This is a genomic window from Nocardioides sp. GCM10023255, from assembly GCF_042653125.1.
In the GTDB taxonomy this organism is placed as follows: domain Bacteria; phylum Actinomycetota; class Actinomycetes; order Propionibacteriales; family Nocardioidaceae; genus Nocardioides.
In genome coordinates, this window is the sequence record NZ_JBHSHU010000002.1 from 181,908 (window position 1) to 195,630 (window position 13,723).

Here is a 13,723-nt window from a genome sequence, read left to right on the forward strand (position 1 = left end):
CCAAGGTGGTGCGGCATGACCAACCCGTCTGTGCCATATGGGGGATGGCCCGACAGGGCCATGGGAAGTCGCCCGGAGTAGCCCTTCTGGGGGACGTGACGGCCCGGGGAGGGCGGTCGGAGTGCCTTCAGACGATCGGGGCCGGGGTCTCGGCGAACATCGACCGTAACCGCTCAGCGGTATCGGTGGCGATTCCGCAGCCCGGCCGTGAGGAAGGTCACGGTGCGCTGCTCCCGGATCGAGAGCTCGCGGCGCCACTCCTCGTCGACGCGGACCTGGACCTCACCGGTCCGGAACCGCACCGGGTTGCCGGCGACCTGGTGGTTGGTGCCGAGCACGAGCCGGTCACCGTCGATGTGCCGGAGGCTGTCCGCGCCGGCGGGCAGTCCGGCGAAGTCCAGCACCCGCGCGACGGTCCCCGACGGATCGGCCACGAAGTCCTCGTAGCGGACGGTGGTGAACGGCACCCGGCCGACGGCACGCAGGAGCCCGGTGACGACGTCGAAGGCCGACCACCACAGCGCGGACTGCGCCACCCCGGTCCGGTGCATCAGGTCGACGCCGTCGGTGACCTCGGGGCGCTGGACCGACTTGCGCAGCGAGTAGGCCACCCCGCGCGGGTCGCGGACGACCTCGACGCAGCGCAGGTCGACGTCGGCGCGCATCAGCAGCGCGGCGTACGCGGGCATCTTGCTGGAGTCGACCAGCAGTTGCGCCCCCGACTCCCTGCTCGCCGCCGAGAGCACCGCACCGAGGTCGCGGGCCAGGGTGTCGCGCTGCGCGCGCCAGTGCGCCGACGGGCTGGTGGCCAGCAGCTGCGGCACGTGGCGGGTGCGGACGACCTCCTGGCGGGCCCGCACCAGCTCGTCCACGGCCACCCGGTCCCAGCCGTGGAAGGCGCGCATCCCCACCGCGGACCAGAACGGGCAGTCGCCGAACGGCAGCCCGCAGCCGCAGAGCTCGTCGTCCCGGACGGCCCGGTCCCACATGTGCACGATCTCGCCGAGCGCCGCCACGCCCGGCACCCCGCCGAGGGCCCGCTCGAACAGCGTCGACCCGCTGCGGCCGGAGCCCACGATCAGCAGCACGCGGGGGCGCGCGACGGCCGCCCGCCGGCCCGGCTCGGTCACGTCGGTCTCACTCACGGTGCCTCCCCGTCGGTACGTCGGACCAGTGCCGCCCACGCCCGGACCGAGGGCTCGTCCCGCAACCGGAAGTCACCGCCGACGGGCGCGTCGAAGTAGGTGACGAACCGGGCGTGGTGGTCCTCGGCGTAGCGCCCCACCTCCTCGAGCCACCGGGCCCGGTCGGATCCGTCGGCGCCGGGGGCGACCCGCGCACCGATCTCGGCGATCGCCCAGGTGGCGCCCGCCAGCGCGGAGGCGGAGCGCGCGGGGTCCAGCAGCGAGGAGGGGTCGGCGTAGGTGGCGGCGTCGTGCCCCTTGGCGTAGCAGTCCCAGGCCAGCACCTCCACGCCGCTGGTGGGGACGTAGCTGCGCCAGTCACGTCCGGACCGCTCGTCGGCGGTCCAGCACATGAGCACCATCGTGGCGTGCAGCCGCGGGTTGTCGACGGCCGCGGCGAGCTCCGCGACATGGCTCCACGCGGCCGCGAACTGCTCGGGGGTGAACCAGCCCTTCTCGGACTGGTCCTCGGGCTCGTGGAAGTAGACCCAGTAGATGTCGCGGTCGGTGGGGGCCGAGCGGAACCACGCCGTCAGCCGGGCGTCCGCCGATCCGGAGAGGACCACGTCCGGAGGGATCCGGAACGAGATCACCAGCGGCCTTGCGCCGGTCTCCGCCGTCAGGTCCGTCCACGTCGGTGGCGGCCACGAGCCGAAGATGCGCAGGAGGCCGACCGGCCCGTACGCCGCGTCGATGCGCGCCAGGGCCGTCGCCCGGTCCTCCCCCGGCGCCCGCCACACGTTGCTGCCGAAGACCGTCGGGGGCAGGCGCGACCAGGCCGCGGGGTCGCTCACGACCGGGGCGGGCGTCCGGCCGGACCCACCGCCCGTGCCCGGGAGGTTGCAGCCGGCCAGGGTCGCCATCAGGAGGACAGCCACCAGGACCCCCACCAGGGGCCACCGGCGGCGCCCCTCACCGCGCCGTCCGCCCGGCATCGTCCCGTGCCTTCTCGTCCAGGAGGTCGAGGACCTCGGGCGTGCGCACGCTGTCCACCTTGCGCGCGAACCAGTCACCGGAGCCCTCCATGGCCGCCACGTCGTCGAGGGTCAGCAGCTCCGGGTTCGGCCGCCCCTCGACCCACCGGATGTAGCGGCGGCGCTCGGGGAGGACGCGCAGGTGGTCGGCGTCGTTGAGCAGCAGCGTGGGCAGCAGCGCCTCGTCGGGCACCGAGCAGCGCGAGAGGTACGACTCGACGCGGCCCAGCCGCTCGCGCTGCTCCAGCACGTGGTGCACCGCCGGGGCGCGCAGGTTGGCCCACATGTCGCCGACGTACAGCCCGGTCCCCTGCCGGAACGGGTGCCGGCGCGGGAACGGGACCGACCGGCGGTCGCCGGGGATCCGCATCCGGTGCAGGTAGCGGCGGCGGCACCGCGCCTGCCACGGGTGCACGTCGCCGCTCGGGTCCTCGGGCACGGGGAACCAGCGCAGCAGGGCGTCGGCGTCCTGGCCCGCCAGGTCCGCCTCCGTGCGCCGCAGGTGCTGCGCCGGGTAGTCCTGGCCGGAGACCAGCAGCAGCCACTCGAGCTCGGGTACCGCGTCCAGTCCGGCGCGCAGGCAGCGCAGCATCGCCTCGGCGAGGTTCATCCGGCCCCAGTCGCAGGGGCCCGCGTCCGGCACCAGCACCAGCCGGTCGTGCGGCACCAGCCCGTGCGGCTCCCCGCGCGGGTCGTGGTGGACCAGCGCGACGGTCCGGTCGCCCTCGAGGATCCGGGCGACCAGGCGCTGGAGCAGCCGCGGGTCGCGGTGCGAGAGCACTGCGACGACCACCGGTCCCGCCGTCACGGCCGCACCTCCTCCAGCGTCGGCAGCAGCCACTCCTGCACCCGGCCCAGACTCGCGCCGGCCGCGGACTGGTTGTCGACGAGGTAGCGGCAGGCGAGGGTGACGAGGTAGGCGCGCGCGACGGCGTCCGCGGTCGCCGGCAGCACGCCCAGCGGTGCCAGCGTCCGGGCGGCCGTCCCCACCAGGCGCCGGGCCGCGTCCTCGGGCGCGACACCGTGCACGGTGATCGCCTCGTGCAGGTCGTGGTGCAGCAGGTCGAAGCCCACGGGGACCCCGGTCTCGAAGCGCTCCCAGTCCCACACCGGGCACTCCCCCGGCAGCAGCGCCACGTTGCCGGAGTTGAGGTCGCCGTGCCAGCAGCCGGTCGCCACCGGCAGCCGCGCCACCGTCCGCTCCAGCTCCCGCCGCAGGGGTACGGCGAGGTCGCCGCACCGCTCGATCCGGGCGAGCAGCTCGGTCCGGTAGGGGTGTGTCCGCCAGTCGACGAGGGTGCGGCCGCCTATGGCCGCGACCTCGCGCACCACCTCCACGAGGCGCCGCCGGCCCGGGTCACCGGTCAGCCGACGCGCCGGCACGTCGAGCGGCTCGAGCACGAGCACCTCGAACCCGGCCCACGTCTCGGTCGCGAGGACCCGAGGTGTCCGCACGACCTGCAGCGGCACCCGCGCCAGGCAGCCCAGCGTGACGCCCTCCTGCTGCACCAGCAGCCGGGTGAGCGGGTTGTGGCCCACCTTCGCGAAGGCGAGCACGTCGCCGGCAGTGTCGGTCACCTGCAGCACCGGCTTGCGGTTGGAGCGCGCCGGGCCGATGGGCATCGTCAGCCGCAACTCCTCGACGCCCAGCGCCGCCCGCAACGGGTCCTCGATGCTGGGGGCATCGGCGGGCCCCTCGACCACGACCCGCAGCTGCGGCACCCGCGCGAGCGCGCCGGACCCCGCCGCGAGCGACAGCCCGGTCCGGGCCACGCGGGTGCGCATCCGGTGCCCGGTCAGCTGGCGGCGCACGGCGCGGCTCGCGGCCGCCCCGCCCACCGCCGGCAGCAGCAGCCGGGGGCTCGACGTCGACGGGACCGCCGTCCAGGCGGCGCGTACGTCGTCGCCGCCCGCGACCGCGACCCGGACCCGCAGCGGCGGGGGGTAGAGCGCGCCGAGGAGCTCCACCGCCGCGGTGCCGCGGTCGGTGCGACCCTGCGTCGGCGCCCTCATGACTGCCGCCTCGCGGCCCGGCGCAGCTCGTCGTTGCGCCACAGCAGGCCGATGGAGAGGAAGGCGATGGCCAGCGGCATCGTCAGCGCCGAGTAGAAGCCGGCGTACACCAGCTCCATGAGGACCACCAGCGTGCCCGCTATGCCGAGGGCGGAGTGGTCCCGCAGGTAGCGCCCGATGCACAGCACCAGGAAGCCGGCGTACAGCAGCACCCCGAGGAAGCCCTGGGAGACGAGCAGCAGGGTGAGCTGGCCGGTGCTGCCGATGTTGCGCGCCCCGCACCGCGGGCACGCCGGCGACGGCCCGATGGCGATCGACTCGTCGCTCCCCAGCGTCTTGCGGGTGCTGCCGAAGCCGACCAGGGGTGACTGCGAGGCGGCGTCGATGGAGGTCTGGAGCAGGGAGGCCCGGATCTCGTTGCTGTGCCCGGTCTCGAAGCGCGCGTTCACCATCGACTCGAGCGGCGACCCGGCGAAGGCGAACGCCCCGAGGGTCAGCGCGAGCACCAGCCCGGCGAGGATCTTGACCCGGCCGTGCAGGCCGAGCCGGACGGCCACGACGACCAGGGCCACGCCGATGCCGAGCCACATGCCGCGGTTGAGCGAGTAGATGATCGGGACCGCGGCGAGCGCCAGCACGCCGTACAGCAGCAGACGCCGCGGCTTGCCGCCGAGGACGCCCAGCCCCACCACGAGCCACACCAGCAGCAGCGAGAGGTTGTTGCCCCAGGCGTTGGTGAACGGGAACGGCGCCGACGGTCGCGGCGAGGCGTCGCCGAGGACCGGCTGCAGCTGGGAGAGCTTCACGACCGCGGAGCCCTCGTCCATCACGGCACCGGGGAGCACGTGGGAGGCCGGGGTGGTGAAGCCGAAGCCCGGGGCGGCGATGGAGAGCGTGCCGAGCACGATGCACGACATCGCAAGCGCGCTGAACCAGTAGATGACCCGGCGCCGGGGCAGCTCCTGCTCGGTGGTGTTGCCCAGGTAGAGCAGCATCACCGTGACCGCGACGTAGTTGAGCCAGCGGAAGCCGAAGGAGAAGTAGCGGCCCGACCCCGCGGACGTGGCCGCGCCGGCCATGTCGACGTCGATCGTCAGCCCGCTGACGAGAACCAGCACCAGGAACAGCATCCACACCCAGAAGAACGGGGGGACCCGGACCCGCCCCCGCCGCGTCATCTGCCAGACCAGCGGCACGGCGGCCACCGGGAAGACGAGGTTGGTGACGCCGAGCGCCCACCAGACCGGCCAGCCGGCCACGGCGGCGGCGATCGGCCAGCCCACCGGCAGCCTGCGCACGCGCCGCTGGACCGGCCAGGTCCGCGTCGACGCGCGGCTCTTCGGCGGCTCGGCCGGCGCCCGGACGACCAGCCGGTTGTCCACGTCGGACGCCAGCGGGTCGCGGACCCACGCCTGGGCCTGCGGTCGTCTGCCGCGCAGCTGGAGGATCGTCATGGCCGGCTCACGAGTAGCCGTACTTCCACCGCACCGGGGCGGTCATGACCTCGACCAGGCGACGTGACCGGGACGGCATGTCGCGCTGCCACTGCTCGTCCAGCCGCAGTGGCATGGTGCCGCTGGCGAGCCGGATCCGTCCGCCCGCGACCACGTGGGTCCGGGGCACCGTGATGCCCTCGGGGGTGACGTAGTCGAACGTGCTTTCGGGGGCGTCCTGCCCGGTGAGGGCCAGCACCCGGCGCAGCTCTCGGTCCGGCGCCGCGACCAGGTCCTCGTAGCGCACGCGCACCACCGGAACGCCGACCCGGCGCAGCCCCGCGATCAGCGCGTTGACGGAGACCCAGCGGCGGCTGACCTTGCGGGTGGTGCTGCGCGGCATCTCCGAGCGCAGTGCGGCTCCCGCGGGCAGGGCCACGTGCTTGGCGAACGAGAATGCCACTCCCCGTGGGTCGCGCACCACGTGGGCGACCGCGAGGTCCACGTCGGGCATGGAGCGCAGGACGTAGGCCAGCGACGGACGCTTCGAGGAGTCGACGACCACCTGCTGGCCGGACACCGTCACGATGGCGGCGTAGAGACGACGCAGGATCCCGGCGTACTCCTCGAGCTCGGCGGCGAAGACCCTCGGGCGCCACGGCGAGAGCAGCCACGGGATCCGCGAGGTGCGGTCGACCTGCTCCTGCAGCCGCATCACGTGCTCGGCGTCGACGGACTCCCAGCCGCCGAACGCGACCCGGCCCACCTCGGACCAGAACGGGCAGCCGGAGAACGGCTGCGAGCAGGCGCACAACCCGTCGTGCGCCAGGCCGTTGCGCCACAGGTAGAACAGCTCGCCCACACCGACGTGGCCGGGGAGCTGGTGCAGCATCAGGTCGGTGAGCGTCGACCCGCTGCGCGGCATGCCCCCGACGTAGAGCACCTGCAGCCGCCCCGCGGGGTCGGCCCCGACGCCGCCGTGCGGGTCCGGGAACGCACCGAGCTGCGTCAGGTCGTCGAAGTCGTAGCCGAACCTGGCCACGTCCGCGGCGTACCGGCGCCGCAACCGGTCGACCCGGCGGCGGGTGATCGGGGACCGGGAGCCGGTGAGCTCGGTCCAGGTCCGCAGGTAGCCGTCGCTGCGCCGACCGTCGAGCGATCCCGCATCGATCGGCTGTGCGAGTCCCAGGAAGTCGGCCACCCCCGCCAGCGTGGTCGCCGGGTCCGCGACGAGCTCCTCGTAGCGCACGACGTGCACGTGCTTGAGGTGGCCGAGGTCGGCGAGGAACGTGTCGTGCGCCCGGACCCAGTGCCGGAGCAGGTCGTCCAGGCCGTGCGTCGGGCCGGACCACTTGCGGGTGGACAGGGCGACCACGACGGGGTGCCGGACCACGACCACGAAGCGGGCCTCGGGGTAGAGCGCCTGCAGGAAGCGGGTCATCACCAGGTTCGGCGGTGACTTCTCCAGCAGCAGGCGCCGGTCGAGGTCCCAGTGCGGGGACCACTGCGCCAGCAGCAGCCGGGCGTTCTCCGGGGTGGCCAGGGGCGAGTCCTCGGTCAGGTGCGAGCGCGGGTCGAAGGCGAACCGGCCGGCGCCGCCGTACTGGCGGGCGGCCGGGTAGACCTGCTGCAGGTGCTGCCCCTCGTCCTCCTTCACACCGGTGTCGTGGAAGCCGCTGATCTCCGGGTGCGCGGAGAGCAGCCGCGCGAGGGGGGTCGTGCCGCTGCGGTGGAGCCCGGCGACGAACACCAGTCGCCCCGAGTCCACCGCCGGCCCTCCTCCGGCACTCATCGTTGCCGTCGGGCCCGGAGGGACCGCTGGCGACCGGCACCCTGCTCGCCGTCGTCCTCGTCCTGCGCGGCCAGCGCGCGTGCGCGCTCGGAGGGGTCGACGAACACCTCGTCGGCGGACACGGCACCGCGCCGCATCCGGCGGCGGCCCAGGTCGACGGTGACGAGGGAGACCTGGTCCACGCCCGACCTCGTCAGGTCGGCGAGGACCGCGCCCAGGGTGTCGCGCCGGGTGACGCCGAGGCGGACCACCACGACCGCGACGTCGACGTACCGGCCGAGGATCGGCACGTCCAGACCCGGGTCGTCGTTGGGCAGGCCGAGGATCACGAAGTCGCGCTTGGTGCCCAGCTCGGCCAGCTGCTCGCGCAGGTTCGCCGAGTGGAACTCGCCGTCGACGACGATGCCGAGCTCCTCGTAGTCGGGGAGCCGCAGCGTGCCGGTCTTGCTCGCGGTCGCCCGGCGCCGGTCGAGCACGACGGGCGAGTGCGGGCGGGTGACGTAGGCCGTCGGCGCCCCCGACCGGGCCGCGACGACCGCCAGCGAGTAGGCCAGCCGCTCCGCGGTCTCCGGGTCGTCGGGCCCGACGAGCAGCGCCACCTCTCGTCCCTCCGGGCCGTTGGCCCGCAGCGAGTGGTAGAGCGCCCGCACGTCGTGGTCGATGCGGGCCTCGCCGCCCCGACCCTCCGCCACGAGCGTCGAGAGCGGTGCGAGGCCGAAGAGCCGCTCGACCTCGGCGCCGTTGTGCAGGCGCTTGTCGCGGCGCTCCCGCCACACGGCCAGGGCCAGCCCGGCCAGCAGCCCCGCCATCAGGCCGGCGGGCAGGATGAGCATGGCGTTCGGGTCGGTCGGGCGGCCGGGCTTCTGGGCGTCGACGATCACCTTGCCGGCGTCGACCTCGGTGCCGACCAGCGGCGCCAGCTCGGCGTTGTACGACGTCAGCTGGTTGCTGAGCGTGGCCCGCCGGGCCAGCAGGAAGGCGCGGTCCGAGGTCTCCTTGGCCCCGATCAGCTTGCCCAGGGCCACGTTGGTGTCCTGGATGCTCTGGGTGGTCTTCTCGATCTGCGCGTTGAGCCGGTCGACGTGCGCGTCGATCTTGTTCTGCGCCGACTCCTGCCGCTCGGCGAGGTAGGCCTCGGCGAAGGTCTCCGCCCCCCGCTGCGCCTCGGCGGCCGTCGGGCCGGTGAAGGAGATCGACATGATCGTGGTGTTCGCCGGCACGGTGACGCCGACGTGGCGCGACAGCGCCACCGGCGACAGCTCGGTGTTGAGCATGTCCTTGGCTCGCGAAGCGACCGTCTCGGACTTCACCAGCTGCGCCTCGGTGTCGAGGTTGATGCTGTCGTTGGTCCGGGCGCCCTCCGCGGTCGCGGCGGGGCCGGTGTCCTCCACCAGCACCTTCGCCGTCGACACGTACGTCGCCGAGGCGGTGGCCAGGTAGAGGGAGGCCAGGGCCAGGCCCGCGAGCACGCAGCCCACGACCCAGGTCCAGCGACGACGCACCAGCGCCACGTAGTCCCCGAGATCTCGTGCGTAGGCAGCTGTCGGTTCAACCATGGTGGGCGTTCCCCCTCGTTACTGATGGTGTGGTGGCGGCCGTCGTGTCGACCGCGCTCCAGGAGCTCATGGCGAGACCGTCACCGACCGCGTCACGGTCGAGGACCTGCCCCAGCCGTCGGTCACCGTGAGCGTCACGGTGTAGGTGCCACCGGCCGCGTAGGTCTTCGACGGGCTGGCCGCGGTGCTCGTGGCCCCGCCGTCGCCGAAGCTCCACAGGTAGGTGATCGCGTCGCCGGTGTTCGGGTCGGTGGACGTGGCGCCGCTGAAGTTGCAGACCAGGCCGACGCACGTGGGCGGCGAGATCACCGCGGTCGGCGCGGTGTTGCCGGACGGCTCGGTGATGGTCAGCGGTGCCATGGTCACCGTCGAGGTGAGGCCGTACTCGTCCCGCACCGTCAGGGTCGGGGTGAACGTGCCCGCACCGGTGTAGGTGAACGTCGGCAGCGCGCCGGTGCCGGTCCGCCCGTTCCCGAAAGCCCAGGAGTAGGTCAGCGTCGGCTTGTTCTCGTCGGTGCTGCCCCGGCCGTCGAAGGTGCAGACGTTCTGGGTGCAGCTGACCGTCGCGGCGGCCACCGGCGGGTTGTTGCCGGCGGGCGAGGAGACGGTGACGTTGACCTCCGACGGAGTCGGGTACTGCCCGTGGTTGTCCACTGGCCGGACCCGGACCTTGTAGGCCCCGTCCGGGATGATCGGCGTCGTGTAGGAGTAGTTCGAGCCGGGTGAGCCCGGGCTGTTGAGGAACGCCGCGATGTAGCGCTCGGTGGTGCTGAAGGTGCCGTTGCTGCTCATGAACTGCCCGGCAGAGTTCACGATCGACACCTCGACCCTGGCGATGGACAGGTCGTCCTCGGCCCGGCCGCTCACGAAGATCCGGGAGTCGGTGAAGGCCGTGCCCTCGGTGGGCGACGACAGGTTCGGCAGCAGCGCCGGTGCCGCGTCACCCGGGTAGACGTTGTAGAGCGCGGTCGCGCCCGTGGTCGACGGGTCGAGCTGGTCGGCGGTGTCCACGGCGTACGCCGTGATGCCGTAGCTGCCGTTGGCGGGCAGGTCCAGCGGAAGCGTCCAGGTGGTGCTCGTCGCGTTCGGCGAGGCCAGGGTCGCGTTGATCGTCCGGAAGCCCGGCGCGAGCGTGCCGTCCGCCTTCAGGTAGAGGTCGCTGTCGTTCTCGTAGACGGCCACCCGCACGGCCTTGACGCCCTTGTCGTCCGTCGCGGTCCCGGTGAGGTCGAGGTGCCGGACGCCCGAGGTGACAGTGCCGGTCGTGTCGAGCAGCCCGTTCGGGGCGGCGTCACCGGGCACGGCCACGTTGATGGTGATCCGGCCCTGGAGACTCGACGACGTCGTCAGGTCGAGCTTGTCCGTGGCCCGCACCTGGAAGGTGTAGGTGCCGGGCACCAGGTCGGCCGGCATCGTGTAGCTCCAGTTGTAGGAGGCCGCGCTCAGGTTGGCCGGCGAGATCTTGTACCAGCCCGCGATCACGTCGGAGCCCCAGGTGCCGTCGGAGGCGAGGTTCTCGCGCGTCGTGCTGTTGCGCAGGCTCACCTCGACGGTGGCCAGCGCCTCGTCGTCGGTGGCGGTGCCGGTGAACGTGACCCGGCCACCCGGCGTCATGGTCAGCGTCGGCGACGTGGTCGGCGGGGTGACCGACACCGGCTGTGCGATCGTCACGGTCGGCGCCTTGCCGGTCGAGGAGACCGTGTAGCTGGCCACCGCCCACCGGGTGTCGTTCTGCCCGCCGTTGTCGCGGGCCATCGCGCCGATCTTCCAGTCGCCCTCGTGAGGCAGGTTGAGCTCGTACTGCCAGGTCGTGCTGACCGCCCCGGGGTTGTCCACGTCGATCCGGAAGGTCGTGTAGTCCGAGGAGAGGTCGCCGTTGGCGGTGAGGTACTGGTCGTTGGCGTCGCGGACGTACAGCGAGACCGAGTCGACGCCCTTGTCGTCCGTGGCACTGCCACGCAGCACGAACGACGTCGAGGTCTGCAGCGTCCCGCCGGGACCGGTGATGTTGGTGTTGGGCGGCAGGTCGTCGAAGCTGAACGACTCGATCTTCTTGGTCGCCTTCACCGGGTCCTGGGTGCCACCCGTGGTGACCGCGCGGGCCCGGACCGTCATCTCACGAGCGGTCGCCACGGTGAGCGGCAGCGACCACGGGGTGCTGTTGCCCGACCGCGTGCCCAGCGGCGCGTCGATGGTGTTGAAGGTGGAGCTCCAGGTGGTCAGGTTGTCCTGGAGGTACTGGCTGCCGCTCTGGACCTCCACCTGCACCCGGGCGATGGTGCCGGTGGACGTCGCCGCCCCCTCGACCACGAACTGCTGCCCGGTCGGGACGACCCGCCCCTGGATCGGGGTGGTGATGGTCGTGTCCGGGTTGCTGGCGGCGGGCAGCTGGTTGAGGTCGAAGAAGGCGACCCGGCCCACGCTCGCGCCACCCTGGATCCCGGCGTCGCCGCCGCTCAGCAGGCCGCGCGAGGTGGCCTCGAGGGCCTTGTTCCCCTCGTAGGAGTTGGAGCCGGGGTGCCACTCGAGCGCCTTGCCGGTCGCCGGGTCGAGGGCGCCGAGGTGGTCGCGGCGGACGACCGCGTCGCCGAGGGCGTACGCCGCCAGCCCCTGGCCGGTGCCGTAGCCGACGTTGTCCAGGCCCGGCCACGGGTCGGGAGCGGTCGGCGACTCGTTCCACTGGAAGTGGCCGCCGATGTAGACCGCCTTCTCGGTGATCGCCACCGAGTACACGCTGTCGAACGCGCGCGAGATCCAGCGCGGCTGCATGTTGTCGCCACCGTTGATGGAGAACGCGACCGCGGTGTCGTTGATCGGCGGCCGGTCACCGCCAGATCCGCTCGAGACGACGAAGTAGGAGTCGTCCGGGGCGATGTCGCCGCCGTAGATGCGCTGGATGCCGCCGACGTACTGGAGGTTGTCCTCCCACAGCCGCGTGCGCCAGGGCAGCAGCTGCTTGGTCGCGGTGTCGATCAGGCCGACGCCGTAGCGGTCCTGGCCGTCGATCTTGCGCGCGGTGTGCACCACCAGCAGCTTGGAGCCGTCGTGGGTGAGCTTGAGCTGCTGCACGGTCAGCGTGCCGTTGGTGCCGATGCCGCCGGAGAGCTGGTTGTCGAAGCCGAGGTCCAGGGCCCCGGTGGCGCCGTTCACGGCGGCCAGGCCGACCATGGTCTGCCCGTTGATCGTGGTGAACCGGCCGCCCGCGTAGAGCGTGGTGTTGCTGGCGGCCAGCGAGTTCACCAGCGCGCCGGCGTTGGCGGTGAAACCGGCCACCGGGGCGCCCGTGGTGAGGTTCAGGGACGCGATCTTGCGCTTGGTGACGCCGTTGACGGTGTTGAACGTGCCGCCGACGTACAGCTTGGTGCCGTCCGGCGAGGCCTCCACGGCGTTGACGCCGCCGTCGAAGGTGGGCCGGAACGTCGTGTCGATCAGGCCGGTGTTCAGGTTGTACGCCGCGAGGTAGGCCTGGTTGACGGTGTTCGTGTTCGTGCTCGTGCGGTTCTGCAGCGACGTGAAGCCACCGGCGACGAAGGCGCGGTTGCCCACGACCTCGATGTCCCAGATCTCACCGCTGCTGATCCGCGGCATCGTGGTGTTCGGGGTCTCGGGGACCAGCGTCGTGTGGTTGGGCCTGGGCTGGGTGCCCGGGCTCTGCGTGGACGTCGTGACCGAGCGGGTCGTCACGTCGGTGTCCGTGCCGTCGCTGACGGTCAGCGTCACCGTCCGGGTGCCCGCGCTCGCGTAGGTGTGGGAGGGCGAGACGCCGGTGCCGGTCTGGCCGTCCCCGAAGTCCCAGCCGTAGGTGAGGGTGTTGTTGTCGGCGTCGCTCGAGCCGCTGGCGTCGAAGCCGCAGACCAGCAGTGCGCAGGCGGCCGTGAACGACGCGGTGGGTGGCGTGTTCGACCCGGCGGTGCCCGGGGTCACCACGACGGAGAAGCGCACGTCGCGACCGACCGACGTGCTGGTCGTGGCCGTCCGCCCGGCGGCGGTGCCCGCGGGCACGGCGCCGTTGGAGTCGCCGACGACCATGCTCACCTTGCCGGTGCCGGTCGTGGTGGCCGTGCTGCGCGAGGTCGTGCCCGCCGGCAGCGTCCAGGTCGTGGCCGAGCCCGACTTCTCGCCCCAGGCGTTGACCAGCCACGAGGTGTCGCCCGTGACCGGCACCGTCGGCGTGGTGTGGCTGGTGCTGGAGGTGTTGGAGCCGGCGACGGCCGAGGCGGTCGCCTCCGCGCGTCCGCCCGAGCTGCGGTAGGCCGACAGCGTCATCACGGACTTCGCCGAGGCGCTGGTCGTGACCGTGACGGTCGCCCCGGGGTCCGAGCTGGTCGCGACCCGGGTCCACGCCCGGCCGCTGAACTTGGTGCCCGCCCACGTCTGCAACTGGGTCCACCCGGCCCCGGGGCCGGTGGCCGTCGTGGCGGAGTTCCAGGTCAGGAAGACGACGAGGCTGTCGCCGGCCCGCACGCTGCTCGGGATGGTCACCCGGTGGCTGGCCCGGTTGCCCTGGGTGCTCACCGCAGCCACCTGGCTGAGCGTCTCGCCCGCAGCGTTCGCCGTCGAGGTCGTCCCCGCGACCATCGTGAGGCTGGCCAGCACGCTGACCGCGAGGCTGACCAGGACGGACAGGGCGCGGCGACGCCGCAGCCCGAGCGCTGTGAAGGTGTTCGACACAATGATCCCCAAACCCGGAGTAGACGACGGGGGCCCCAGCCGGAGCCGCTTGCGATGCTGGCACCGGGCGGCCCCGCGAGACCCCAGCACTGAGGGACCT

General features: G+C 72.9%; 8 protein-coding genes. All 8 read right to left on the reverse strand.

What is annotated here, in order from left to right:
* Positions 1-173: 173 nt before the first annotated feature.
* The gene (locus ACFO9I_RS03190) at positions 174-1,145 is read right to left on the reverse strand and encodes a sulfotransferase family protein (RefSeq protein ID WP_379177717.1); all 972 of its coding nucleotides are present in this window, start codon (positions 1,143-1,145) and stop codon (positions 174-176) included.
* Positions 1,142-2,062, reverse strand: coding sequence for a hypothetical protein (locus ACFO9I_RS03195; RefSeq protein ID WP_379177719.1), 921 nt, complete (start codon positions 2,060-2,062; stop codon positions 1,142-1,144). Before ACFO9I_RS03195 ends, ACFO9I_RS03190 begins: the two co-directional genes overlap by 4 nt.
* 34 nt (positions 2,063-2,096) lie before the next feature.
* Positions 2,097-2,966, reverse strand: a complete 870-nt coding sequence (locus ACFO9I_RS03200) for a beta-1,6-N-acetylglucosaminyltransferase (RefSeq protein WP_379177721.1) — start codon at positions 2,964-2,966, stop codon at positions 2,097-2,099.
* Positions 2,963-4,171, reverse strand: coding sequence for a hypothetical protein (locus ACFO9I_RS03205; RefSeq protein ID WP_379177723.1), 1,209 nt, complete (start codon positions 4,169-4,171; stop codon positions 2,963-2,965). Before ACFO9I_RS03205 ends, ACFO9I_RS03200 begins: the two co-directional genes overlap by 4 nt.
* Positions 4,168-5,625, reverse strand: a complete 1,458-nt coding sequence (locus ACFO9I_RS03210; protein ID WP_379177725.1) for an O-antigen ligase family protein — start codon at positions 5,623-5,625, stop codon at positions 4,168-4,170. The genes ACFO9I_RS03205 and ACFO9I_RS03210 overlap by 4 nt, the downstream gene beginning before the upstream one ends.
* 7 nt (positions 5,626-5,632) lie before the next feature.
* Positions 5,633-7,372, reverse strand: a complete 1,740-nt coding sequence (locus ACFO9I_RS03215) for a sulfotransferase (RefSeq protein ID WP_379177727.1) — start codon at positions 7,370-7,372, stop codon at positions 5,633-5,635.
* Between the two features lie 20 nt (positions 7,373-7,392).
* Positions 7,393-8,952, reverse strand: a complete 1,560-nt coding sequence (locus tag ACFO9I_RS03220) for a Wzz/FepE/Etk N-terminal domain-containing protein (RefSeq protein ID WP_379177729.1) — start codon at positions 8,950-8,952, stop codon at positions 7,393-7,395.
* Between the two features lie 66 nt (positions 8,953-9,018).
* Positions 9,019-13,623, reverse strand: coding sequence for a PKD domain-containing protein (locus tag ACFO9I_RS03225; protein WP_379177731.1), 4,605 nt, complete (start codon positions 13,621-13,623; stop codon positions 9,019-9,021).
* Between the last annotated feature and the right edge of the window lie 100 nt (positions 13,624-13,723).

Coding starts and splice junctions, on each gene's coding strand:
- ACFO9I_RS03220 (WP_379177729.1), bottom strand. CDS start 8,952: ATGGTTGAACCGACAGCTGCCTACGCACGAGATCTCGGGGACTACGTG.
- ACFO9I_RS03205 (WP_379177723.1), bottom strand. CDS start 4,171: ATGAGGGCGCCGACGCAGGGTCGCACCGACCGCGGCACCGCGGCGGTG.
- ACFO9I_RS03210 (WP_379177725.1), bottom strand. CDS start 5,625: ATGACGATCCTCCAGCTGCGCGGCAGACGACCGCAGGCCCAGGCGTGG.